The sequence below is a fragment of the Pseudomonas entomophila genome (genome assembly GCF_029193575.1).
Lineage (GTDB): Bacteria > Pseudomonadota > Gammaproteobacteria > Pseudomonadales > Pseudomonadaceae > Aquipseudomonas > Aquipseudomonas entomophila_G.
The window spans coordinates 141,049-163,376 of sequence record NZ_JARGCS010000010.1 but is presented as its reverse complement, the minus strand read 5'-3'; the positions used below and the strand labels follow the sequence as shown (position 1 = coordinate 163,376).

General features: G+C 63.2%; 22 protein-coding genes and 1 pseudogene. 9 read left to right on the top strand and 14 right to left on the bottom strand.

Annotated features, from left to right (window positions below; translation table 11 throughout):
• Position 1: 1 nt before the first annotated feature.
• From P0Y43_RS04615 to P0Y43_RS04605, 3 genes are read right to left on the bottom strand one after another with little or no spacing between them, the layout of a single operon-like run.
• Positions 2–919 (bottom strand): TRAFAC clade GTPase domain-containing protein, encoded by a 918-nt coding sequence (locus P0Y43_RS04615; RefSeq protein WP_275636125.1) that lies wholly within the window; start codon positions 917–919, stop codon positions 2–4.
• Positions 920–936: 17 nt separating this feature from the next.
• Positions 937–2,007: a GTPase-associated system all-helical protein GASH gene (locus P0Y43_RS04610; RefSeq protein WP_275636124.1), complete on the bottom strand. Its 1,071-nt coding sequence runs from the start codon at positions 2,005–2,007 to the stop codon at positions 937–939.
• A gap of 15 nt (positions 2,008–2,022) precedes the next feature.
• A complete protein-coding gene (locus P0Y43_RS04605; protein ID WP_275636123.1) occupies positions 2,023–3,303 on the bottom strand; it encodes a metallophosphoesterase in 1,281 nt (426 codons plus the stop codon).
• 213 nt (positions 3,304–3,516) lie between these two features.
• Between P0Y43_RS04605 and P0Y43_RS04600 the strand changes: the two are divergent.
• Positions 3,517–3,696 (top strand): annotated as a pseudogene (locus P0Y43_RS04600) (DNA-3-methyladenine glycosylase I); the annotation flags it as partial.
• Positions 3,697–3,769: 73 nt separating this feature from the next.
• On the opposite strand, the gene P0Y43_RS04595 reads toward P0Y43_RS04600, so the two are convergent.
• The 3 genes from P0Y43_RS04595 to arsC are packed head-to-tail and all read right to left on the bottom strand — an operon-like array spanning position 3,770 to position 5,137.
• A complete protein-coding gene (locus P0Y43_RS04595) occupies positions 3,770–4,189 on the bottom strand; it encodes a DUF2069 domain-containing protein (protein WP_275636122.1) in 420 nt (139 codons plus the stop codon).
• Entirely contained in the window at positions 4,182–4,787 is a 606-nt protein-coding gene (gene wrbA, locus P0Y43_RS04590; protein WP_275636121.1) for an NAD(P)H:quinone oxidoreductase, read from the bottom strand. Before wrbA ends, P0Y43_RS04595 begins: the two co-directional genes overlap by 8 nt.
• Positions 4,784–5,137 (bottom strand): arsenate reductase (glutaredoxin), encoded by a 354-nt coding sequence (gene arsC, locus P0Y43_RS04585; protein ID WP_275636120.1) that lies wholly within the window; start codon positions 5,135–5,137, stop codon positions 4,784–4,786. The genes wrbA and arsC overlap by 4 nt, the downstream gene beginning before the upstream one ends.
• An 86-nt stretch (positions 5,138–5,223) precedes the next feature.
• On the opposite strand from arsC, the gene P0Y43_RS04580 reads away from it, so the two are divergent.
• Positions 5,224–5,691: a TlpA disulfide reductase family protein gene (locus P0Y43_RS04580; protein WP_275636119.1), complete on the top strand. Its 468-nt coding sequence runs from the start codon at positions 5,224–5,226 to the stop codon at positions 5,689–5,691.
• Between the two features lie 100 nt (positions 5,692–5,791).
• Here P0Y43_RS04580 and P0Y43_RS04575 read toward each other — a convergent pair whose 3' ends face one another.
• The 4 genes from P0Y43_RS04575 to P0Y43_RS04560 form a co-directional block, all read right to left on the bottom strand.
• Positions 5,792–6,196: an META domain-containing protein gene (locus P0Y43_RS04575; protein ID WP_275636118.1), complete on the bottom strand. Its 405-nt coding sequence runs from the start codon at positions 6,194–6,196 to the stop codon at positions 5,792–5,794.
• A complete protein-coding gene (locus P0Y43_RS04570; RefSeq protein WP_275636117.1) occupies positions 6,193–6,630 on the bottom strand; it encodes a hypothetical protein in 438 nt (145 codons plus the stop codon). The genes P0Y43_RS04575 and P0Y43_RS04570 overlap by 4 nt, the downstream gene beginning before the upstream one ends.
• A 31-nt stretch (positions 6,631–6,661) precedes the next feature.
• On the bottom strand, positions 6,662–7,651 hold the full coding sequence (locus P0Y43_RS04565) for a 2-hydroxyacid dehydrogenase (protein WP_275636116.1): 990 nt from the start codon (positions 7,649–7,651) through the stop codon (positions 6,662–6,664).
• Positions 7,652–7,768: 117 nt separating this feature from the next.
• Entirely contained in the window at positions 7,769–10,525 is a 2,757-nt protein-coding gene (locus tag P0Y43_RS04560) for a response regulator (RefSeq protein WP_275636115.1), read from the bottom strand.
• A 293-nt stretch (positions 10,526–10,818) separates the two neighbouring features.
• On the opposite strand from P0Y43_RS04560, the gene P0Y43_RS04555 reads away from it, so the two are divergent.
• The 7 genes from P0Y43_RS04555 (at position 10,819) to P0Y43_RS04525 (ending at position 19,146) form a co-directional block, all read left to right on the top strand.
• A complete protein-coding gene (locus tag P0Y43_RS04555) occupies positions 10,819–11,535 on the top strand; it encodes a response regulator transcription factor (protein ID WP_275636114.1) in 717 nt (238 codons plus the stop codon).
• Between the two features lie 2 nt (positions 11,536–11,537).
• On the top strand, positions 11,538–12,950 hold the full coding sequence (locus P0Y43_RS04550) for a sensor histidine kinase (RefSeq protein ID WP_275636113.1): 1,413 nt from the start codon (positions 11,538–11,540) through the stop codon (positions 12,948–12,950).
• A 135-nt stretch (positions 12,951–13,085) separates the two neighbouring features.
• Positions 13,086–13,985, top strand: coding sequence for a cysteine synthase CysM (gene cysM / locus P0Y43_RS04545; RefSeq protein WP_275636112.1), 900 nt, complete (start codon positions 13,086–13,088; stop codon positions 13,983–13,985).
• A complete protein-coding gene (rlmD, locus tag P0Y43_RS04540; RefSeq protein WP_275636111.1) occupies positions 13,985–15,343 on the top strand; it encodes a 23S rRNA (uracil(1939)-C(5))-methyltransferase RlmD in 1,359 nt (452 codons plus the stop codon). The genes cysM and rlmD overlap by 1 nt, the downstream gene beginning before the upstream one ends.
• Positions 15,344–15,438: 95 nt before the next feature.
• The gene (gene relA / locus P0Y43_RS04535) at positions 15,439–17,679 is read left to right on the top strand and encodes a GTP diphosphokinase (RefSeq protein ID WP_275636110.1); all 2,241 of its coding nucleotides are present in this window, start codon (positions 15,439–15,441) and stop codon (positions 17,677–17,679) included.
• Positions 17,680–17,746: 67 nt separating this feature from the next.
• A complete protein-coding gene (gene mazG, locus P0Y43_RS04530; protein ID WP_275636109.1) occupies positions 17,747–18,580 on the top strand; it encodes a nucleoside triphosphate pyrophosphohydrolase in 834 nt (277 codons plus the stop codon).
• A gap of 26 nt (positions 18,581–18,606) precedes the next feature.
• Positions 18,607–19,146 carry a DUF2058 domain-containing protein gene (locus tag P0Y43_RS04525; protein WP_275636108.1) on the top strand — a complete coding sequence of 180 codons (540 nt, stop codon included), beginning with the start codon at positions 18,607–18,609 and terminating at the stop codon, positions 19,144–19,146.
• A gap of 45 nt (positions 19,147–19,191) precedes the next feature.
• Here P0Y43_RS04525 and P0Y43_RS04520 read toward each other — a convergent pair whose 3' ends face one another.
• The 4 genes from P0Y43_RS04520 to purM form a co-directional block, all read right to left on the bottom strand.
• Positions 19,192–19,374, bottom strand: coding sequence for a hypothetical protein (locus tag P0Y43_RS04520; protein WP_275636107.1), 183 nt, complete (start codon positions 19,372–19,374; stop codon positions 19,192–19,194).
• 238 nt (positions 19,375–19,612) lie between these two features.
• The gene (locus P0Y43_RS04515) at positions 19,613–20,323 is read right to left on the bottom strand and encodes a DUF3108 domain-containing protein (protein ID WP_275636106.1); all 711 of its coding nucleotides are present in this window, start codon (positions 20,321–20,323) and stop codon (positions 19,613–19,615) included.
• A gap of 8 nt (positions 20,324–20,331) precedes the next feature.
• Positions 20,332–20,985 (bottom strand): phosphoribosylglycinamide formyltransferase, encoded by a 654-nt coding sequence (gene purN / locus P0Y43_RS04510; protein WP_275636105.1) that lies wholly within the window; start codon positions 20,983–20,985, stop codon positions 20,332–20,334.
• The gene (gene purM / locus P0Y43_RS04505; protein ID WP_275636104.1) at positions 20,985–22,043 is read right to left on the bottom strand and encodes a phosphoribosylformylglycinamidine cyclo-ligase; all 1,059 of its coding nucleotides are present in this window, start codon (positions 22,041–22,043) and stop codon (positions 20,985–20,987) included. The genes purN and purM overlap by 1 nt, the downstream gene beginning before the upstream one ends.
• Positions 22,044–22,328 lie beyond the last annotated feature (285 nt).

The window sequence follows — 22,328 nt, the reverse complement described above, 5'->3', positions numbered from 1 at the left end:
TCTAGGTCCTTCTCAGTACTAATTTATCGAATTCGCTCTCTAGAATCGGCATTTGCAGGTTCGGTTGAGTCGCCATCACTTTAGGCGCAAGCCAGGATCGAAGCAAATCTGCAACGCCATGTGCTGGTTCCAAGAGTCGGCGTGGATCTCTTGCCGCTACACGATGTGTTGACATCTGATGCTTGCCATCAACGAGCCGATGGATGGCCTCTTCAAATTCAATCAGCGCTACAAGTGCTTTTTTAGAACTATCATCTTGCAATAAGTCATATTTAGTTGTGATTAGCTGAATATGGACTTTCGCATTGATGCCGCCGTACTCAATAAGCGCTCTTGCAATATTTCGAATGGATGCGAAAACACCAGCGCGCTCACGAGAGTTGCACACTCGCTCACCATCAATTATCAAGGCAAGCACTTCTGACTTTGCAATTTCCAGCAAGCTCGCAGCGAGCTCCGGCCTATCCCTGATTTCCTTATAGGTTTCACCAGCACGCTCGGATATCAGTAGGTCCTGCTTAGATGAATCAGAAAGCAGGTCTGCTATCTGCAGATGAAAGAAGGTAAGACCTTCCTGGGCGGAGGTCCTCGGAGTGTCTGGTTGCAATAAGCCAGAGTCTACTCTGGACTGAAAACTCTTTTTTTCAAAGCCCATAAGACTGAGGCTATGAGAGAACATTAAATTTGCGAATGTTCCTTTTAGAAATTGTGCGTAAATTTCTGAGATTAAAGTCGTTTTTCCACCATTTCTTTCACCTATGATCGCAACCATAGATGCTCGTCTCCAACGCAGAAATGAATCAGCATCATCCACGGATAGTAAGCCCGCTTCAGGCAATTCTCGTAGTGCGATATGACTTTGAGACGCTTCTTCGGGTGGGTTCTCGAAAACGTCTAAGTCTTCGTCCAGTTCATCCATGTCATCAATTTCTTCTGTCACAGGAATTGACCCAGTAAGTGCTCGTAGTACAGCTGCTCGGCTAGTTCAAGTGGTGCTAGTTCAATTGAGGAACTTAGACCTGTTTTCTCTGTGAACAAATTTCCCCAAGCACCAACTCCCAGTGATCGAGAAAGCTCAATAGCTGTTGCGATAGGTGCAATTTGCGGTGGAAGTGCTTGGTGGTTTATCTCAAGTTTATTTAGATCCCCTTTGGGGATGCTGTCGAGCGTTTTATCAAGCTCGGAAGTCAAAGTATTTTTAGCTGGTCGCTTGGTCAAGCCCAAAATCCGTTCAAGCATTGCAGGGGCAGCAATAGGCCCATAGTGCGATGTTGTGAGGTTGCCCAGGTCAATAGCGCTTACTATTGCGGCTTGATTGGGTGTTAGAGTATTAAAGTTACGCTCCAGAGATGAACTGTGCCCGCCAAAAATCCACCATAGCATTTGGCTTTCTTCTCGTAGATTGCTATTGCCTTTTTTTAGAGCGGATAATGCACCTGCCGCTTGGTTGGAAATTGCCGTCAGTGACTGATGGCTTTCAGTGCGAATTTTTCCAAGTAGTGCAATCAAAGTGGGCCAGTCACCTTCACCAAGACCAGCGACCTCATCCTTAAGCTTCGCTGTAGGTGTGAAAGTTAATTTTGGTTCAAATTCAACAGGTTCTCTTTCTGCGACTGAAAGATCAAGGGCTCTTTGCTTTGCCTGCTGAAGAAGCCACTCACAGTCTTGGGGCTTTCGCAGTCCAGCTACCGAACCTGCTATCAAGGCGAGAATAGCTATGGGTTTTCCAGCTAAAATAAGCTCGCTTAGTACCAGTGCGGCTAAAAGAATGGTTTCATTTTGATTGTTTATTAGGCTGAAGCTTGGATCATCTTTTCTGAATTCATCTCTGAACCATGTCAGGTCGTGGCCGACATTGCCGAAGTAGATACTAACAAGCCCTAAGGTTTTCAACTTGTCGATGCTTTGCACAATCCGTTTGGCTGGCTCTTCGCGAGAAACAATCAGGGCTGGGGTTGGAGCAAGCCCAGCTGAAGCATAGCGATCAGCGAATGTCATATTGCTCATGTCTTTTCCTATTCTTTATTTTTCTGCTTCAATGACTGCTTGCTTGAGAAGTTCTAGCTGCCCACGTTCGTAAGCTCGAATGATCACTTGTCGAAAGCGCTCATGGTCCGGTTGCTTCATGTCTTCGGATTCTAAAAGCTGCAGCCTTCCCGCAATCTCAGATTTTTTACTGAACGATAGTCGGTAGAATCGCAGTGCTACATCGCGCATGGTCGTCAATGCAGGCTGCTCCTCCTCCGAGGGTATAGCACCATCTTCCATTGAAGATACCAACGAGCCATGCAGCAACCCTGATGGTGGGTGAGGATCAGGAGAAGCGCTCCAGTCTTCCAAAGCGGTGGTTAGCTCAAATGAATCCAAATCACCTCGATCCCTCTTGGCGAAGAAGCCACCTGGCGCGGTCTGCCATACTCTGACATGGGCTTTGACTATGAGTCTACGTGACGTATTCTCACCATCTACCGAAACATGTATAAAGTTATAACCAGGTTCCCATGTGGTATCACCACGTTCAGGCTGAGTTGCGCTGGCAGTTAGGCGCATGTAGTCTCGGTTCAGATCAATTCTGTTCGTGTGTACATGGCCAAATATTTGAATCGGTGCACTATCATTGAGGACATCTTCGAGATCTCGACTTTGTCTCAACCATGATAGATGGTGGTGAGCTACCACGAGATTGGTCACGCCCGGCTCGCGGGTAATTTGAAAGCTAGCACTGTCGACGAATAGGTCTCCGAGCTTATCATGCCGGCTAGATACCAGTGCTGTATTTAAACCCCATAGCCGCAAGATGGAACCATCATTAAGCGTTAGGTCTCGACTCGTGCAAGTCCGCTCAGGAGGAAGCAAATTGCAGAAAAACTGCCCTGCGAATTGATTATAATTGTCAAGGCTTCCATACAGTAGACGAGCTTCGTCTTTATTTGCTAGCTGTTTCGAAATTTGCTCTGTAGGATCGTCAGATTTTTTAATTTGATTGTGAAGGAGCTGAACCAGATTCTGATCTGCGTATGAGCGGAGGACGTCATGGTTTCCAGGTACGACGAATACAGCTTTCATATCGCAGCCAGCGACATCGCAGAGTGTGGTTAGCCAAGTAGTTGCAAATTGATACTCTTCAGGGTCGGCAGCAAATGCTATATCGCCTGAAATTATAATTGCACCAACTGGTCCCAGCCTCTTCCTTTGCGAACTTACATCTCTTAGGAGTTCGCTTCGAAGGCGAAAGTTGGGATCTTGAGCCGTAACAATTTCAGATTTTCTGAAGTGGATGTCGGAAAGGTGAAGCAATAGCATAAGGCCACTCCTTGGTTTTCTGTATGCTAGCGAATCCGATCCACGCTGAGAATCCCGAATTTGTGTCTTTAGACTGATCTTGGCAGTCCAGTCATCGGGTCTGATCCATGCGTGGAAGACTCCAGTCAGGAGGTCGACACGCTAGCCGTTCATTTTTGCGCCATTGTTGACTGCGGTGTGTTTCAACAAACCCCTTGTCAGATAACCTGGACCACGTTCATCCCCACCGATGACATGAGTGCCGCCTTGATCGCCCAGGGCGTGATCGACAAGGCGCCGACCAGCCAGCGGGACCTTGCGCTGGTGCAGCAGGCGTTCAACCAGTGGCAGGAAGAGAGCGGGCGACCGCTGTGCCAGTTGTCGGTGATGCTGGCGCATACCGTCAATCATTGAGCTCGGTGGTGATGCCATCGCTCCTTGTAGGTGCGGGCTTGTTCCGCGATTGGGCCGCACCGCGGCCCCCGCTTCATCCCTGTTCCTGCTCGCCCGCCAACCGCCGCTCCTGCTGAAACTTCCAGCGCACATACAGCAGCCCGCTGACGAACAACCCCAGGCTCACCAGCACCTCCACCCAGCCAAACACCGCCCGCGCCGGGTCGAACGCCGCCAGCACGCCCTTGATGAAATAGATGTTCACCACGAAGCAGGTCCAGGCATGCGCCCGGGCGCTGCCTGTCAGCATGCCCGGCAGCAACAGCAGCAGCGGCACCAGCTCGATCGCCAGGATCACCTCGACCCGCGCCCCGTGCAGGTCGGCGAACCACAGGTTGTTCACCGCCAAAAGCGCGATCAGGCCGAAGAAGCAGGCCAGGCTCAACGCCCGCGTCACCCGCAGGCGCGGCGCCAGCCAGTCGAGCGTCGGCAGGACCTTGGGCGTTCTAGCCACGCGTGTCACCCAGGGCCTTGGCGGTCTGCGCCAGGCGTTGGCCGAGGGCGCGGCACAGGGTGATCTCGTGTGGGTCGAGCTCGCGCTTGCCATCGGCGCCCGCGTGATGGCTGGCGCCATAGGGCGTGCCGCCGCCACGGGTTTCCAGCAGCGCCGACTCGCTGTAGGGCAGGCCCAGCACCAGCATGCCGTGGTGCATCAGCGGCAGCAGCATCGACAGCAGGGTGGTTTCCTGGCCGCCATGCAGGCTGGCGGTGGAGGTGAACACCGCCGCCGGCTTGCCGACCAGCTCGCCGCCCAGCCACAGGCTGCTGGTGCCGTCGAGGAAGTACTTGAGCGGCGCGGCCATGTTGCCAAAGCGCGTCGGGCTGCCCAGGGCGATGCCTGCGCAGTGGCGCAGGTCGTCGAGGGTGGCGTACAGCGCGCCGGTCGGCGGAATGTCCGGGGCCACGGCCTCGCACTCGGTGGAGATCGCCGGCACGGTGCGCAGGCGGGCTTCGAAGCCGGCCATCTCGATGCCACGGGCGATGTGCCGGGCCATCTCGCTGGTCGAGCCGTGGCGGCTGTAGTACAGCACCAGGATGTAGGGCTCGCTCACGGCAGGATCTCCAGCACTTTCTCCGGTGGCCGGCCGATCACGGCCTTGTCACCGGCGACCAGGATCGGCCGCTCGATCAGTTTCGGGTGCTGGGCCATGGCCTCGATCAACTGCGCGTCGGTCAGCGCCGGGTTGGCCAGGTCCAGGGCCTTGTATTCGTCTTCACCGCTGCGCAGCAGTTGGCGCGGGGCGACGCCCAGCTTGCCGAGCAGGGCTTTGAGGGTGGCGGCATCCGGCGGGGTTTCCAGGTAGCGCACCACGGTGGGCGCGAGGCCGCGTGCCTCGAGAAGCTCCAGGGCGCCACGGGATTTCGAGCAGCGCGGGTTATGATAGAGGGTCAGGTCGGTCATGACGGGTCGCATCCAGCTGGGTGTGGCGGCTATTCTAACCACAGCGATCGACTTTCAGGCTTTAAAACTTCGAGAAGGATTGACCCATGGCAAGGCGTTTGGCAGCTGCACTGGCCATCACCGCGAGCCTGTTGCTCGGCGGTTGCGGTGCGGACTACGGCGTGGACCAGCACGGTAATACGGTAAAGGCCGAGCAGCTCGACGGGCACTGGCTGGTGCTCAACTACTGGGCGGAATGGTGCGGCCCGTGCCGCACGGAAATACCCGAGCTCAACGCGGCGGCCAAGCAATGGGAGGGCCAGGGCATCCGGGTGGTGGGGGTGAACTTCGACGGGTTGCAAGGGGCGGACCTGAAGCAGGCGAGCGAGACCCTGGGCATCGGTTTCACCGTGCTGGCGCAGGACCCGGCCGAGCGCTATGAACTGCCACGCAGCGAGGCATTGCCGGTGACCTACATCATCGATGACAAGGGCAAGGTGCGGGAGCAGTTGCTGGGCGAGCAGACGCTCGAAGGGTTGCAGGCGAAGATCAAGGCGTTGAAGGGCGGGGCCTGATCGCGCGTCGGGGCTGCTGTGCAGCCCAATCGCGGGGCACGCCCGCTCCTATAGGGGCCACGTGGGGCCTTGTGGGCGCGGGCTTGCCCCGCGCTGCGTTTCAGCCTTCCTCAGGCCAGAACCGCAACGGCTTGCCCTCGGCCGGCCAGAACCGTACCTGCTCGATGGGCGATACATCCCAGCGCTGCACCGTCTCCAGGGCGTGCAGGAAGCGCGTTTCCTGCTCCATCAGTGCCGGCGCGCACAGCTTGCGGGTCTTGCCGACCTTGCCGAAGCTCAACCGCTCACCCTCCAGGCTGTAGCTGGCGAACCAATGGTTGCAGCCGGCATTGCCATAGGCGCGGCCATCGTTGGCCAAGGTCAGGGTCAAGTGGCTGTAGTCGATCAGCGGGCGCTCGCCGATCCACTCCAGCACGTAGCTGCGCTCGTGTTGCAGCTTCGCAGGCTCGGCGGCGCAGCCGAGCAGGCCGCTGGCGATCAGTGCGGCGGTCAACAGCTGTTTCACTGCGCGCTTCCCTGGCAACGTGGGCACAGGTGACCTTCGCCCTGGCTGGCCCAGCCCAGCTCGGCGACCCGGGCACGGGCGGCGGGTTGCTGGCCTTTCTTGCCGAGCTTGGCGTCCACCGCGAACTCGAAGTCGAGCTCGCTGGCGCAGCTGTCGCACTTGACCTTCCAGTTGAGGATTTCCAGCTCGTTGAATGCCGGCCCGCTGGCCACCGCGACCCACTGGCCGCGGGGGTTGATCAGGTGGCGCACGGTTTCGACGGTCAGGCGCATGGACAAGTCCTTGCTGCCCTTGAGGGTCACCAGCAGGACGTCATCCTTCTGGATCGAACCGCCGTTGCCGGTCACCTGGTAGCGGCCCGGCACCAGCGCGCGGCATTCGATCAGGGTGTGTTGCGGGTTGAATAGGGTGTAGCGGAAATCGTGCTCGACCATGGGTCCTCCAGAAATGCCGCGTATCCTAGCATCAACCTGTCACCAGATTCTGCGGATTGCCAGCCGCCCAGCGGATCACGTTGTCCAGGGTGGTCGCGGCGATGGCGTCCAGCGCCTCGCGGGTGAGGAACGCCTGGTGCGCGGTGACGATGACGTTGGGGAAGGTCAGCAGGCGCGCCAGCACGTCGTCCTGCAGCGGCAGGTCGGAGCGGTCCTCGAAGAACAGCTGCGCTTCTTCTTCATATACATCCAGCCCCAGGTAGCCGAGCTGGCCGCACTTGAGCGCGTCGATCAGCGCCGGGGTGTCGACCAGCGCGCCGCGCCCGGTGTTGATCAGCATGGCGCCGTGCTGCAACTGGGCCAGGCTGCTGGCGTTGATCAGGTGGCGGGTGTGCTCGGTGAGCGGGCAGTGCAGGCTGATGACCTGCGACTGGCTCAGCAGCTCGGGCAGTTCCAGGTAACGCGCGCCGAGGGCCAGCAGCTCGGGGTTGGGGTAGGGGTCGTAGGCCAGCAACTGGCAGCCGAAGCCGGCCATGATGCGGGCGAACGCGGCGCCGATCTGGCCGGTGCCGACCACGCCGACGGTCTTGCCGTGCAGGTCGAAGCCGGTCAGGCCATGCAGGGTGAAGTCGCCTTCGCGGGTGCGGTTGTAGGCGCGGTGCAGGCGGCGGTTGAGGGCCAGGATCAGCGCCACGGCGTGCTCGGCCACGGCATGCGGCGAGTAGGCAGGCACCCGCGCCACGGCCAGGCCCAGGCGCGCGGCGGCGGCCAGGTCGACGTGGTTGTAGCCGGCCGAGCGCAGGGCGACCAGGCGCGTGCCGCCGTCGGCCAGGCGCTGCAGCACTTCGGCGTCGAGCTCGTCATTGATGAAGGCGCAGACCACTTCGAAACCCTGGGCCAGGGGCGCAGTGTCGCGGGTCAGGCGGGTGGGCTGGAAGTGCAGGTCCAGGGCGCTGCGGGTGGCGGCCTGGGTGAAGCTTTCCTGGTCGTAGTGCTGGCTGCTGAACAACAGGACGCGCATGGTCGGGTTCCTTCGACGGGGCATGGGAGTGTGATGTTCTGGGGCGGCCCTATCGCGGGGCAAGCCCGCTCCTGCAAGGATGGCGTGCCCCGCGAGAGGGCCGCCGCTGTTTTACGCTCAGGCGCTCAGGTGCGCCTGCGCCGCCAACCGGCTGATGGCCCGGTCCAGCTCCTCCAGCGCTTGCACCGCCTGCGGGCTCTCTTGCTTGAGCAGGGTCTCGCTGCGCTGGCAGGCCGCGCGCAGCTGCGGCACGCCGCAATAGCGCGAGGCGCCGTTGAGGCGATGCACGCGTTCGATCATCTGGGTGCGATCACCCGCCTCACGGGCCGCGCGAATCGCCTCGCGGTCCCCCTCCAGTGAGGCAAGCAGCATGGCCAGCATATCCGCGGCCAGGTCGGCCTTGCCCGCTGCCAGGCGCAACCCCTCCTCGGGGTCGAGCACCTTCAGCTCGCTGCTGTCGACCAACCGCTCGGCCGGGCGCTCCTTGGGCGGCGCCCCAAGGTTCAGGCCGGTCCATTTCATCACCACCTGGGCCAGTTGACGTTCGCTGATCGGCTTGGTCAGGTAGTCGTCCATGCCGCTGTGCAGCAGGGCGCGTTTCTCGTTGGCCATGGCGTGTGCGGTCAGCGCCACGATCGGCAGCGGTTGACCGCTCTGGCTGCTTTCCCAGTGGCGGATCTGCTCGGTACAGGCGCAGCCGTCCATGCCGGGCATCTGCACGTCCATCAGCACCAGGTCGAATGCCTCGTCCTGCACGGCCTGCACCGCGGCAAAGCCGCTGTCCACCGCCTGCACCTCGGCGCCCATGCCTTCGAGCAAGGTCTGCACCAGCAGCAGGTTGGCCGGGTTGTCGTCCACGCAAAGCACCTTGGGCATCCGCTGGTTGCTGATGACCCGCGCCTCGCTGCCCGGGCGCGCGGGTTGCACCAGTTCCATCAGCAGGCGACGCAGCTTGCGCGTGCAGGTCGGCTTGGACAGCAACTGGCCGTGGCCATTGGGCAGGAAGGGGGGGTACAGCGCCTGCTCGGTGGTCGGGCACAGCACCACGCACTGGCAACCCAGGCGCTCGAGCTGCTGGTGGTAATGGCCGAGCTGTTCCGGGGTGAGCACGCCAACATTGGCCCCGAGCACCGCGAACTCGAACGGCAGGCCCGCCTGGCTGGCGGCCTGCACGCCTTGCACCAACTGCTCGAAGGACGAGAACAGGCTGACGCTCAAGCCGCAGTCTTCCAGTTGATGCTCCAGCGCCTGGCGCGCCAGTTCGTGGTGGTCGACGATTGCCGCGCGCTGGCCGAGCAACGGTTGCAGCGGCAGTTCTTCGGCATCGTCGTGCGCCTTGGGCAGGCTCAGGTTGATCCAGAACTGCGAGCCTTCGCCCGGGGTGCTGTCGACGCCGATCTCACCGCCCATCTGCTCGATCAGGCGCTTGGAGATCACCAGCCCGAGGCCCGTGCCACCCGGTTGGCGCGACAGCGAGTTGTCGGCCTGGCTGAAGGCCTGGAACAGCGTGCGTACGTCCTGGTGCGACAGGCCGATGCCGGTGTCTTGCACGCTGATGCGCAACTGCGCGGTGTCTTCGTGCTCATCCTCGACCATCGCGCGCACGACGATGGTGCCTTCGCGGGTGAACTTGATCGCATTGCTGACCAGGTTGGTGAGTATCTGCTTGAGCCGCAGCGGGTCGCCGATCAGCGACAGCGGGGTGTCGCGGTACACCAGGCTGACCAGCTCCAGTTGCTTGGCGTGGGCGGCCGGGGCGAGGATGGTCAGGGTGTCGTGGATCAGGTCGCGCAGGTTGAAAGGGATGCTGTCGAGCACCAGCTTGCCGGCCTCGATCTTGGAGAAGTCGAGGATCTCGTTGATGATCCCCAGCAGGTTGTCGGCGGACTTCTCGATGGTGCCCAGGTAGTCGAGCTGGCGCGGGGTCAGCTCGCTCTTCTGCAACAGGTGGGTGAAGCCGAGGATGCCGTTGAGCGGGGTGCGGATCTCGTGGCTCATGTTGGCCAGGAACTCGGATTTGATCCGGCTCGCCTCCAAGGCCTCCTTGCGCGCCATGTCCAGTTCGATGTTCTGGATCTCGATGGTTTCCAGGTTCTGGCGCACGTCCTCGGTGGCCTGGTCGATGCTGTGCTGCAGTTCCTCGTGGGCGTTGTGCAGGGTTTCGGCCATGCGGTTGATACCGCCGGCCAACTCGTCCAGTTCGTAGCTGCCCATGGCTGGCAGGCGTTCTTCGAGGTTGCCGTCCTTGAGCTGGTTGACCGCGTGCTTGATACGCCCGATCGGGCCGTTGATCGCCCGGCTCATGCGCAGGGCGAGCAGGGTGGTCAGGCTCAGGCAGGCGAAGATCAGCACCAGGCTGGTGAACAGGTTGCGGTAGCCGCGCAGCAGGGTGCCGTCGTGGGACAGTTCGATCTCGACCCAGCCCAGCAGGCGTTCGGTCTCGGCGGGCACGGCGTTGGTGGCCAGGTCGCGGTGATGGCCGAACACTGGCATGAGGTAACGCGTGGCGTCGTTGCCGCTGCGTTGCAGCAGTTGCGTGCCGGTGCCACCGCTGGGCGCCTGGTTGAGCATGCTGGGGCCGGCGTGGGCCAGGCGCGAACGGTCCGGGGTGAGGAACGCCACGGCGCGCACGTCGGCCTGCTCCAGGGCCTGGGAGGCGATGCGCTCGAGGTGTTCCTGGGCCAGCTGCGCCAGGGCCGGGGCGGCCAGCGGGGCGAGCTGCTCGGCGATCATCTTGCCGCGCTGCAGCAGTTGGCTGCGCAACTCATTCTGCTGCAACCAGGTGAAATAGCTGCCCAGCACCAGCGCCATGAGGCCGGCGGGCAGCAGGGCCAGCAGCAGGACCCGGCTTCTGATTCCCAAACGATCGAGCACACTGGTCTCCTGTCATGTGCGTGTCGGTGGTCGCGTGTGGATCCACCTCCGGGGAACGTTACTCCCGCGTGGGCGCTAATGCACTTATTTGTATCGGTTTTTGTGGCCCTCTCGCGGGGCAAGCCGGCTCCCAAAGGCCCCCGCTGATTTTGAAGACAACGGTTGCCTGTGGGGGCGGGCTTGTCCCGCGAGAGCGCCGGCGACTGCACAGGTGATGCTTTGGTCGCGATCAGGTTGCCAGATCACCGGGCCTGCCCAATAATCGCGCAATTGAGAATCCATGGCAGTTGCCAATGAATAGCGTATCCATTCACGACTCCTCCATCCTCGCCATCGAGGACGACCCGGTCCTTGGCGCCTACCTGCACGACGAATTGCAGCGTGGCGGTTTTCGCGTGACTTGGTGCCGCAATGGCCTGGACGGTTTGGAGACCGCGGGCCGACAGGCGTTCGACGTGGTCCTGATGGACATTCTCCTGCCCGGCCTCAATGGCCTCGATGCCCTCGCCCAGTTGCGCCGGCACAGTGCCACGCCCGTCATCCTGATGTCCGCCCTCGGTGCCGAGGCCGATCGCATCACCGGCTTTCAACGCGGTGCCGACGACTACCTGCCCAAGCCCTTCAGCCTGGCCGAGTTGCGCGTGCGCATCGAGGCGATCCTGCGCCGCGTCGCCCTGGAGCGCCGCCACCCGTTCCCGCTCGAGGCGCTGCCGGGGCAATTGCGTTTCGACGAACAGGCCTGCGACGTCGCCCTCGGCACGCGTTGGGCCGGCCTGACCCCTAGCGAGTACCGCCTGCTCGACACCCTCAACCGCAGCCAGGATGAAGTGCTGAGCAAACCCTTCCTTTATCAGCAGGTGCTGCAGCGCGGCTATTCGCGCGACGACCGCAGCCTGGACATGCACGTCAGCCAGATCCGCCGCAAGCTCAAGGCCATCGGCTACCACGAGCGCCAGGTGCGCACGGTATGGGGCAAGGGCTACGTGTTCTGCCTCGGCGAGGCGGACTGAAGGTGCTCGACCGCCACTCGCTGTTCTGGAAGCTCGCCGTGCTGTTGGTGGGCTTCTGCCTGTTGATGATCGGCCTGAGCTACACTTGGGGCCGGCACATGGAGACCCAGGATGCCTTCCTCTCCGGCTCAGCCCGCCAATTGCTGCGTGGCTACGCCGCCGAGGCCGAGCAGGCCTGGCGGCAAGGTGGGCGCGAGGGGGTCGACCGTTGGCTGGTGACCCTGCGCCAGCGCGAGCCGGGTTGGGCCGGAGTGCTCGATACCGGCTTGCATCCGCTGGGCACCACCACCCTGGCCCGTGAAGAAATCCAGCACTTGACCCGCCTGCGCGGCGTCGACTGGCCGATGAGCCGGCGCAGCGTCGGCCAGCCCTGGTTGAGCCTGCCGTTCCCCGGCATGCCGGAGCAGGGCATGCTGGTGATCGAGCTGCCCAAGCGCTTGAACCCTGGGCAATACCGGCTGTTCTGGCGGGTCATCACCAACGGCGTGATCCCAGGGCTGTTCACCCTGCTGCTGTGCGTGGGCCTTTACCGCATGTTGATCGTGCCGCTGAACCAGTTGCGTGAGCAGGCCAACGCCTGGCGCGCCGACCAGCTGTCGGCGCGCCTGGAGCCACGCACCCTGGATCGCCACGACGAACTGGGCGAACTGGCCCGCGCCTTCGACCAGATGGCCGAGCGCCTGCAGGGCACCGTGGCGTTGCAGCAACAATTATTGCGTGACCTTTCCCACGAGATGCGCACCCCGCTCAGCCGCCTGCGCGTGGCCGGCGAGGGCGAGACCGACCTGCAGCGTCTTCGCGAGCGCCTGCTGCGCGAGGTGGACGGCATGCAGCAGTTGGTCGAGGACACCCTGCAACTGGCCTGGCAGGACGCCGAACGCGCACCGATGAGCCTGGAGCCGATCCAGCTTCAGGCGCTGTGGGACCTGCTGGTGGAAAACGCCTGCTATGAAAGCGGCTGGTCGCCAGCGCGCCTGCGTTGCGAGCTGCCGGCCAGTTGCTGGGTGCAGGGCAACCTCAACCACCTGGCCCAGGCCTTGGAGAACATGCTGCGCAACGCCGTGCGCCACTCGCCGGAGGGCGCAGGGGTGACCCTGGGCGGGCAGCGTGAGGGCAACCACTGGCGCATCGCCCTGGAAGACCAGGGCGGTGGCGTGGACGAGGAGGAACTGGAGCGGATCTTCGCGCCGTTCTCGCGGCTGGACGGTTCGCGGCCCGGGGATGGTGGGTTCGGGCTGGGCTTGAGCATCGCCCGCAGCGCGGTGCGGCGCCAGGGCGGTACGGTGTGGGCGGAGAATGGGGCGCGCGGGCTGCGGGTGTGCATGCGCCTGTTGGCGGCAGTGCCGGCCCCCTCGCGGGGCGAGCCCGCCCCCACAGGCGCGCGGCTGCCTTCAGGCTCGGCGCGGTGCTTGTAGGAGCGGGCTTGCCCCGCGATGGCCTCACTCCCGGCTTATAGCTGTCGGCTATATGCACTGCAGATTGCGTGATATGGCCAAGAAAGGTTTGCCGGTATGATAGGCGCCCCTGCCGCCCGGATTGTGAAATACGCCATGACCCTGCAGTACCCAACCATCGCCGATTGCGTCGGCCACACCCCCCTGGTTCGCCTGCAGCGTATCGCCGGGCAGACCAGCAATACCCTGCTGCTCAAGCTCGAAGGCAACAATCCGGCCGGGTCCGTGAAGGACCGCCCGGCGTTGTCGATGATCACCCGCGCCGAATTGCGCGGCCAGATCAAGCCCGGTGACACCCTCATCGAGGCCACCTCCGGCAACACCGGCATCGCCTTGGCCATGGCGGCGGCGATCAAGGGCTACAAGATGATCCTGATCATGCCCGACAACTCCACCGCCGAGCGCAAGGCGGCGATGACCGCCTACGGCGCCGAGCTTATCCTGGTGACCAAGGAAGAGGGCATGGAAGGGGCCCGCGACCTGGCCGAGAAGCTCCAGGCCGAGGGCCGTGGCCTGGTCCTCGACCAGTTCGCCAACGGCGACAACCCGATCGCCCACTACACCAGCACCGGCCCGGAAATCTGGCAGCAGACCCAAGGCACCATCACCCACTTCGTCAGTTCCATGGGCACCACTGGCACCATCATGGGCTGCTCGCAGTACCTCAAGGAGCAGAACCCGGCGGTGCAGATCGTCGGCCTGCAACCGATGGAAGGCTCGGCCATCCCCGGCATCCGCCGCTGGCCCGAGGAATACCTGCCGAAGATCTTCGACGCCACCCGGGTCGACCGCGTGGTCGATATGTCGCAACAGGAAGCCGAAGACACCACCCGCCGCCTTGCCCGCGAAGAGGGCATTTTCTGCGGCGTGTCCTCCGGCGGTGCGGTGGCGGCCATGTTGCGCCTGTCCCGTGAGGTGGAAAACGCGGTGATGGTGGCGATCATCTGTGACCGTGGCGACCGCTACCTGTCCACTGGCCTGTTCGACGCGACCTGATGAGCAAGAAGAAAAGCAACGGCGGCCTGCGCTTCCAGCCGGCCGGTGGCAACCGCGCGCCGCAGGTGCCGGTGGGCAAGAAGCAGCGCCTGGATATCGAGCGCCTGGCCGGTGACGGCCGCGGCATCGCCTTCCTCGAGGGGCGCACCTGGTTCGTCAGCGGCGCCTTGGGCGGCGAAGCGGTCGAGGCGCGGGTGCTCAACGCCCGTGGCAAGGTGGTCGAGGCGCGCCTGGAGCGTGTCCTGCAGGCCAGCCCCGAACGCCGCGAGGCACCGTGCCGGCACTACGCCCGTTGCGGTGGCTGCAACCTGCAACACCTGCCGCACGACGGCCAATTGGCGCTCAAGCAGCGCCTGCTGGCCGAGCAGTTGCAACGGGTTGCCAACGTGCAGCCCGAGGAATGGGCCGCGCCGCTGGCGGGCCCGGAATTCGGTTATCGGCGCCGCGCGCGGCTGGCGGTACGCTGGGACCCCAAGGCGCGTCAATTGGACGTCGGCTTCCGTGCCGAGGCCAGCCAGGAGATCGTCGCAATCGATGATTGCCCGGTGCTGGTACAGCCCTTGCAATCGATTCTGCGTCACCTGCCGACCGTGCTGCGCAGCCTGGGCAAGCCGCAGGCCCTGGGGCATGTCGAGCTGTTCAGCGGCAGCGCCGAGGCGGTGCTGGTGCGCCACGTCGCGCCGCTGCCGGAAGCGGACATCGCACGCCTGCGGGCGTTCTGCGACCAGGCCGGCGCGCAGCTATGGCTGCAGGGCGAAGGCGAGCCGGCGCCGCTCGACCCCGCTGCGACGCTGGGCTTTGCCCTGGAACCGTGGGGGCTGGAGCTGGCCTGGCGGCCGGGCGATTTCGTCCAGGTCAACGCCCAGGTCAATACCGCGATGATCGAGCAGGCCCTGGCCTGGCTCGCGCCGCAGGCCGACGAGCGGGTGCTGGACCTGTTCTGCGGCTTGGGCAATTTCGCCCTGCCGCTGGCCCGCCAGGCCCGCGAAGTGGTGGCGGTGGAGGGGGTGCAGGCCATGGTCGACAGGGCCGCGGCCAACGCCCGAAACAACGAAGTGCATAATGCGCGTTTTTTTCAGGCCGATTTATCGCAGCCTTTGGCCGGCGCCGGATGGGCCGCCGATGGCTTTTCTGCGGTACTCTTGGACCCACCGCGCGACGGTGCTTTCGAGGTGGTGCGTGACATCGCTCGCCTCGGGGCGAAACGGCTGGTCTACGTATCGTGCAACCCGGCCACACTGGCGCGAGATGCGCAGGTGCTGGTCGGCCAGGGGTACCGGTTAAAAAGGGCCGGGATTCTCGACATGTTTCCTCAGACGGCGCATGTCGAGGCCATGGCGTTATTCGAAGTGGGCTGAACGCAGCCCCTTGGTGCGGCTTCCAGGGAAGTGGAAACGTACGGTTGATTGCCAGCGCGCCCGCGTGGCGTGCTGTATGGAAAGGTAAACGAAACATGGTACAGGTGAGAGTCCACCAGCCGGTCAACACCGACGGCAGTATCAATCTCGAAGCATGGCTGGATCATGTGGTGAGCGTCGATTCGGCGCTCGACCGAACGGCGCTCAAGCAAGCGTGCGAATTCGCCCAGGAAGTCGAGAAGAAGGGCAACCCGGCCAAGCACTCCTGGGCCGATGGTACGTCCAGCTTCCAGGCGGGCCTGGAGATCGCGGAAATTCTCGCCGACCTGAAGCTCGACCAGGACTCGCTGGTCGCCGCTGTGGTCTACCGCTCGGTGCGCGAAGGCAAGGTCACCCTCGCCGAGGTCGGCCAGCGTTTCGGCCCGGTGGTCTCCAAGCTGATCGATGGCGTGCTGCGCATGGCCGCCATCAGCGCCAGCCTCAGCCCGCGGCAGTCGCTGGTGCTCGGCTCGCAGGCGCAGGTCGAGAACCTGCGCAAGATGCTCGTGGCCATGGTCGACGACGTGCGCGTGGCACTGATCAAGCTGGCCGAGCGCACCTGTGCGATCCGCGCGGTCAAGGCCGCCGATGAAGAAAAACGCATGCGCGTGGCCCGCGAGGTGTTCGACATCTATGCGCCACTGGCCCACCGCCTGGGCATCGGCCACATCAAGTGGGAGCTGGAGGACCTGTCCTTCCGCTACCTCGAACCCGACCAGTACAAGCAGATCGCCAAGCTGCTGCACGAGCGCCGGCTCGACCGCGAGCGTTTCATCAGCGACGTGATGAACCAGTTGCAGAACGAGCTGCTGGCCACGGGCGTGAAGGCCGACATCAGCGGCCGGGCGAAACACATCTATTCGATCTGGCGCAAGATGCAGCGCAAGGGGCTGGAGTTCAGCCAGATCTACGATGTGCGCGCGGTCCGCGTGCTGGTGCCGGAGATCCGCGACTGCTACACCGCGCTGGGCATCGTCCACACCCTCTGGCGGCACATTCCCAAGGAGTTCGACGACTACGTCGCCAACCCCAAGGAGAACGGCTACCGCTCGCTGCACACCGCCGTGATCGGCCCCGAAGGCAAGGTGCTGGAGGTGCAGATCCGCACCCACGGCATGCACGAGGAAGCCGAGCTGGGCGTCTGCGCCCACTGGAAGTACAAGGGCACCGACGTCAAGTCCAGCTCCAACCACTACGAAGAGAAGATCTCCTGGCTGCGCCAGGTGCTGGAGTGGCACGAGGAACTGGGCGACATCGGCGGCCTGGCCGAGCAGTTGCGCGTGGACATCGAACCCGACCGGGTCTACGTGTTCACCCCCGACGGCCACGCCATCGACCTGCCCAAGGGCGCCACGCCGCTGGACTTCGCCTACCGCGTGCACACCGAGATCGGCCACAACTGCCGGGGCGCGAAGATCAACGGGCGCATCGTGCCGCTCAACTACAGCCTGCAAACCGGCGAGCAGGTGGAGATCATCACCAGCAAGCACGGCAGCCCGAGCCGTGACTGGTTGAACTCCAACCTGGGCTACGTCACCACCTCGCGGGCGCGGGCGAAGATCGTCCACTGGTTCAAGTTGCAGGCCCGTGACCAGAACGTCGCCGCCGGCAAGACCCTGCTCGAGCGCGAGCTCAGCCGCCTGGGCCTGCCGCAGGTGGACTTCGAGCGCCTGGCCGAGAAGGCCAACGTCAAGACCGCCGAAGACATGTTCGCCGCCCTCGGCGCCGGGGACCTGCGCCTGGCGCACATGGTCAACGCCGCCCAGCAGTTGCTCGAGCCGGAGCGCATCGAGCAGGTCGAGCTGATTCCGCGCCAGGCGCGGGGCATCCGCTCGGGCAAGCGTGGCGACATCCAGATCCAGGGCGTGGGCAACCTGTTGACGCAAATGGCTGGCTGCTGCCAGCCGCTGCCGGGCGATGCCATCGTCGGTTACATCACCCAGGGTCGTGGCGTGAGCATTCACCGCCAGGACTGCGCCTCGGTGCTGCAACTGGCGGGCAAGGAGCCGGAGCGCATGATCCAGGTGAGCTGGGGGCCGATCCCGGTGCAGACCTACCCGGTCGACATCGTCATCCGCGCTTACGACCGCCCGGGCCTGCTGCGCGACGTGTCGCAGGTGCTGCTCAACGAGAAGATCAACGTGCTGGCGGTCAACACCCGCTCGAACAAGGACGACAACACCGCGCTGATGTCGCTGACCATCGAGATTCCCGGCCTGGACGCGCTGGGGCGTTTGCTGGGGCGGATCTCGCAGTTGCCGAACATCATCGAGACGCGGCGTAATCGTACGCCTTGAGATCGCGTCGCCTTTATCGCGGTGCAAGTCGCAGCGATGAAGGCGCCACCGAAGGACCTGCCAGACCATGACCTACACCCTCAACGACCTGCTCCACCTCATGGCCCGCCTGCGCGACCCGCAGCACGGCTGCCCCTGGGACCTGCAGCAGGACTACGCGAGCATCGTCCCGCACACGATCGAGGAAGCCTACGAAGTCGCCGACACCATCGAACGCGGCGACTTCGAGCACCTGCAAGGCGAGCTTGGCGACCTGCTGTTCCAGGTCGTCTACTACAGCCAGCTGGCCCGCGAGGAGGGGCGTTTCGCTTTCGAGGGCGTGGTCGACGCGATCACCCGCAAGCTGATCCGCCGCCATCCGCACGTGTTCCCCACGGGCGACCTCTACGCGCCGCTCGACACGCCAAGCCTCAGCGAGGCCCAGGTCAAGTCGCGCTGGGAAGCGATCAAGGCCGAGGAGCGCGCCGAGAAAAGCACCCCCGAGCAACTGTCGTTGCTCGACGACGTGCCCGCCGCCTTGCCCGCGCTGTCGCGCGCGGCCAAGCTGCAAAAGCGCGCGGCCACCGTCGGTTTTGACTGGCCCGAGGCGCTGCCGGTGCTGGACAAAGTCCGCGAGGAGCTCGACGAAGTGCTCCAGGCCATGGCCGACGGCGACGCCGAGGCGCTGGAGGACGAGGTCGGCGACCTGCTGTTCGCGGCCGTTAACCTCGCCCGCCACCTCAAGCAAGACCCGGAAAACGCCCTGCGTCGCGCCAACCGCAAGTTCGAGCGGCGCTTCCGCTTTATCGAACAGGCATTGCGCGACAGTGGCCGCCCCATCGAGAATTGTAACCTTGACGAGCTGGATGCCCTCTGGGGCGAAGCCAAGCGTCAGGAAAAGAACCTGCCCAGCTGCGGCTGAGCCGATGCATAAGTGAGTGAACACCGATGAGCCTTTCCCTTCGCGATCAATTGCTCAAGGCCGGTCTGGTCAACCAGAAGCAGGTCTCCCAGGCCAACAAGGCCGAGAAGAAACAGAAACGCCTGGAGCACAAGGGCCAGGTCGAGGTCGACGACAGCCAGCAGCGCCTGGCCAAGGACGCCATGGCCGATAAGGCCAAGAAAGACCAGGAGCTGAACCGCCAGGTCCAGGAAAAAGCCGAGCAGAAGGCCCGTGCCGCGCAGGTCAAGCAACTGATCGAGGCCACCCGCCTGCCCAAGCTCAACAGCGAGGACTACTACAACTTCGTCGATGACAAGAAGGTCAAGCGCATCGCCGTCAACGCCCTGATGCGCAGCAAGCTCAGCAGCGGCTCGCTGGCGATCGTCGCGCATGGCGGCGGCTACGAGGTGATCCCGCGCGAGGCGGCGGTGAAGATCCAGGAGCGTGACCCCAAGCGCATCCTGCTGCTCAACACCCAGGTCGAGGAGCCGGATGAGGACGATCCTTACGCGGCCTACAAGATCCCTGACGATCTCATGTGGTAAGCAGCAAAAACCCCGCCTAGGCGGGGTTTTTCATTGAAGTCGGTCTTATTGTCGGGGGCGCTGGTTCTCGAGGTATTCGAGTTCCATGCGGTACTGGTGGGCGGTTTGTTCGTCGTGGAACATGCCGACCAGTTGGCCTTGCTGGTGTACGTCCCAGATCCGCACGCCAGCGGCCAGGCCTTCGTGGGACATTCTCGATTCGTCGCGTTCGGTTACTTGGACTGTCATCGGTAAACTCCACTTTCAGTTAGCTGCGGCACTGTGTCGCAGGTCTTCTTTATAGAGTTTGTTAGCAGGCTAAGTAAATAAAACAGCCATGAAACAATGTTCATGAAAGGTGTCTGGGCCGGCCCGCGCCTGCCGGGATCACGCTGTGCTTGTAGGCGCGGGCTGGTACCGATAACACAAAAAGCCGGGCAAAAGAAAACCCCGCACCAGGCGGGGTTTTCCATTACCAGGACAGCGATCAGTTACCCTTAACCGTCTTGCCATCCACCGTGCCATCCTGCAGCACGATCACGTATTCCTTGCCATCGGTCTCCACCTGGCGCAGTTGCACCAGCAGGTAGTCCCAATCCTTGGCGAACCACAGCTCGGTGATGCGCTTGCTCTGGCTCGGGTCGCGCACGCGCTCGACCTTGATCGCATCGACCTGGCCGGTCTTGGTGGTGACCTTCTCGGTCCCCAGCACGCGGAAGTCGTAGGTGTCGATCTCGTCACCGTCGACCACCTGGTAGGTCATGCTCTTCTTGCCCGCCGCCACGTCATGCTGCAGGGCCAGCTGGTACGAGGACTTGTCCAGCACGCCACGGTTCAGCGGCAGGTTGATGGCATCGCCACGGTCGCTGCCGGTGACCTTCTTGCTGGCCCAGTCGAAGTCCAGGTCGACCTTCTTCGCCTTGCCCAGGCCGCCACGTTCGAAGTGGTAGCTCTGCGGCAGCAGGGTGTCTTTGTCCAGGCGCAGGGTGCTTTGTTCGGTGAGGCTGGCGATCATCATGGAGGCCTTGAAGTTCAGGCTCCAGGTACCGTTGGCGTTCTTTTCCAGGCTGCGTTCGGCGGTGCCGCTCATGGGCAGCTGCTTCCAGTCGGCGGTGTAGCTGGCCGAGAAAGGCTTCAGATCAGCTGCCTGGAGGGGCAGGGCGAGCACGGCGAGAGCCAAGAGCAGGGCGCGACGCATAAATTCTCCTAGGGTCGAATCAAGTGACCGCTGGCCGCCAGCGGCTGGCCATCCAGTAATGCACCGTGCTCGCCCAGACGCAAGCGTCCTTCGGCGAACCAGCGCACCGCCAGCGGGTAGATCTGGTGTTCCTGGTGGTGGACCCGTTGGGCCAGGGCCTCGGGCGTATCGTCCGCCGCCACCTTGACCACTGCCTGTACGACCAAGGGCCCGCCATCGAGTTCCTCGGTGACGAAGTGCACGCTGCAGCCGTGTTCGGCATCACCCGCTTCCAGCGCCCGGCGATGGGTATGCAGGCCTTTGTACTTGGGCAGCAGGGAGGGGTGGATATTGAGCAGGCGGCCCTGGTAGTGGCGCACGAAGTCGCCACTGAGGATACGCATGAAACCGGCCAGCACCACCAGGTCCGGGGCGAAGCCGTCGATCAGTCGCACCAGCGCCGCGTCGAACGCCTCGCGCCCCTCGAAACCGCCGTGCTCGAGCACGGCGGTGTCGATGCCGGCCGCCTTGGCCCGTTCCAGGCCAAAGGCGTCGGCGCGGTTGGCGATCACCGCGCGGATCCGCGCAGGCCCACCCTCGACGTGCAGGCTGTCGATCAGCGCCTGCAGGTTGCTGCCGGAACCCGACAGCAGTACCACCACGTTACAGGTCTTGCCTGGCATCAGTGTGCCTTGAGGTTCTGCAGCTCGACCTGGGCGGCGCCTTCGGCGGCCACGTCGATGCGACCGATCACCCATGGCTGCTCGCCGGCCTGGCGCAGTACGTTCAGGGCGTTGTCGACCTGGTCCTGGGCCACGCAGATGACCATGCCCACGCCACAGTTCAGCACGCGGTGCATCTCGTGCTCGTCGACGTTGCCTTTTTCTTGCAGGAAGTCGAACACCACCGGGCGCTGCCAGCTGGCCACGTCGATCACCGCCTGGGCGTTGTCCGGCAGTACGCGCGGGATGTTGTCCAGCAGGCCGCCGCCAGTGATGTGGGCCATGGCCTTGACCGCGCCGGTCTGCTTGATCAGTTGCAGCAGCGGCTTGACGTAGATGCGGGTCGGCGCCATCAGCAGGTCGGCCAGCGGCTTGCCGTCGAGCTGGGTGTTCTCGATGTCGGTGCCGGAGACCTCGAGGATCTTGCGGATCAGCGAGTAGCCGTTGGAGTGCGGGCCGGAGGAGGGCAGGGCGATCAGCGCGTCGCCGGTGACCACCTTGGAGCCGTCGATGATCTCGGCCTTTTCCACCACGCCGACGCAGAAGCCGGCCAGGTCGTAGTCCTCGCCTTCGTACATGCCCGGCATCTCGGCGGTTTCACCACCGACCAGCGAGCAGCCGGCCAGTTCGCAACCGGCACCAATGCCGGTGACCACGGTGGCCGCCACGTCGACGTTGAGCTTGCCGGTGGCGTAGTAGTCGAGGAAGAACAGCGGCTCGGCGCCGCACACCACCAGGTCGTTGACGCACATGGCGACCAAGTCCTGGCCGATGCTGTCGTGCTTGTTCAGGTTCAGCGCCAGGCGCAGCTTGGTGCCGACGCCGTCGGTGCCGGAGACCAGAACCGGCTGCTTGTAGCCGGCCGGGATCTCGCAGAGGGCGCCGAAGCCGCCCAGGCCACCCATGACCTCAGGGCGTGCGGTGCGCTTGGCCACGCCCTTGATGCGTTCGACCAGTGCTTCGCCGGCGTCGATGTCTACACCGGCGTCTTTGTAGCTCAGGGAGGGTTGCTTGCTCATTGATCCAGGCCTTTAGGAGGGAGGGATTCGGGAAAACGACCAGCGCGGCCAAGGCCGGCTTGCGAGGCGGCGGCTGCCTGTACGTGACTGGTCTGCGAAGGCGCGCGATTTTATCAGGGTTGCCGGGCAGCGGCCATCCTCAGGCCGACGGGCAGGGGCGGAAATCGGTAAAAATCCTGTTCCGGGCCTTGTGGGTGGTTGGCATGGCACCTTCTGTATAAGCTGCGAGTCATAAGCGGCGAGCTGCAAGAAAAGGCGGGTCGGTGTAGGGCCTGCTTTTTCTTG

Excerpts from the sequence above, each read along its gene's own strand:
- P0Y43_RS04555 (WP_275636114.1), top strand. The coding sequence starts at position 10,819 with ATGAATAGCGTATCCATTCACGACTCCTCCATCCTCGCCATCGAGGAC.
- purN (WP_275636105.1), bottom strand. The coding sequence starts at position 20,985 with ATGCCAGGCAAGACCTGTAACGTGGTGGTACTGCTGTCGGGTTCCGGC.
- purM (WP_275636104.1), bottom strand. The coding sequence starts at position 22,043 with ATGAGCAAGCAACCCTCCCTGAGCTACAAAGACGCCGGTGTAGACATC.
- P0Y43_RS04565 (WP_275636116.1), bottom strand. The coding sequence starts at position 7,651 with ATGCGCGTCCTGTTGTTCAGCAGCCAGCACTACGACCAGGAAAGCTTC.
- relA (WP_275636110.1), top strand. The coding sequence starts at position 15,439 with ATGGTACAGGTGAGAGTCCACCAGCCGGTCAACACCGACGGCAGTATC.
- P0Y43_RS04615 (WP_275636125.1), bottom strand. The coding sequence starts at position 919 with ATGGATGAACTGGACGAAGACTTAGACGTTTTCGAGAACCCACCCGAA.
- arsC (WP_275636120.1), bottom strand. The coding sequence starts at position 5,137 with ATGACCGACCTGACCCTCTATCATAACCCGCGCTGCTCGAAATCCCGT.
- P0Y43_RS04520 (WP_275636107.1), bottom strand. The coding sequence starts at position 19,374 with ATGACAGTCCAAGTAACCGAACGCGACGAATCGAGAATGTCCCACGAA.
- cysM (WP_275636112.1), top strand. The coding sequence starts at position 13,086 with ATGACCCTGCAGTACCCAACCATCGCCGATTGCGTCGGCCACACCCCC.
- mazG (WP_275636109.1), top strand. The coding sequence starts at position 17,747 with ATGACCTACACCCTCAACGACCTGCTCCACCTCATGGCCCGCCTGCGC.
- P0Y43_RS04570 (WP_275636117.1), bottom strand. The coding sequence starts at position 6,630 with ATGGTCGAGCACGATTTCCGCTACACCCTATTCAACCCGCAACACACC.
- rlmD (WP_275636111.1), top strand. The coding sequence starts at position 13,985 with ATGAGCAAGAAGAAAAGCAACGGCGGCCTGCGCTTCCAGCCGGCCGGT.
- P0Y43_RS04515 (WP_275636106.1), bottom strand. The coding sequence starts at position 20,323 with ATGCGTCGCGCCCTGCTCTTGGCTCTCGCCGTGCTCGCCCTGCCCCTC.
- P0Y43_RS04610 (WP_275636124.1), bottom strand. The coding sequence starts at position 2,007 with ATGAGCAATATGACATTCGCTGATCGCTATGCTTCAGCTGGGCTTGCT.
- P0Y43_RS04605 (WP_275636123.1), bottom strand. The coding sequence starts at position 3,303 with ATGCTATTGCTTCACCTTTCCGACATCCACTTCAGAAAATCTGAAATT.
- P0Y43_RS04525 (WP_275636108.1), top strand. The coding sequence starts at position 18,607 with ATGAGCCTTTCCCTTCGCGATCAATTGCTCAAGGCCGGTCTGGTCAAC.
- P0Y43_RS04580 (WP_275636119.1), top strand. The coding sequence starts at position 5,224 with ATGGCAAGGCGTTTGGCAGCTGCACTGGCCATCACCGCGAGCCTGTTG.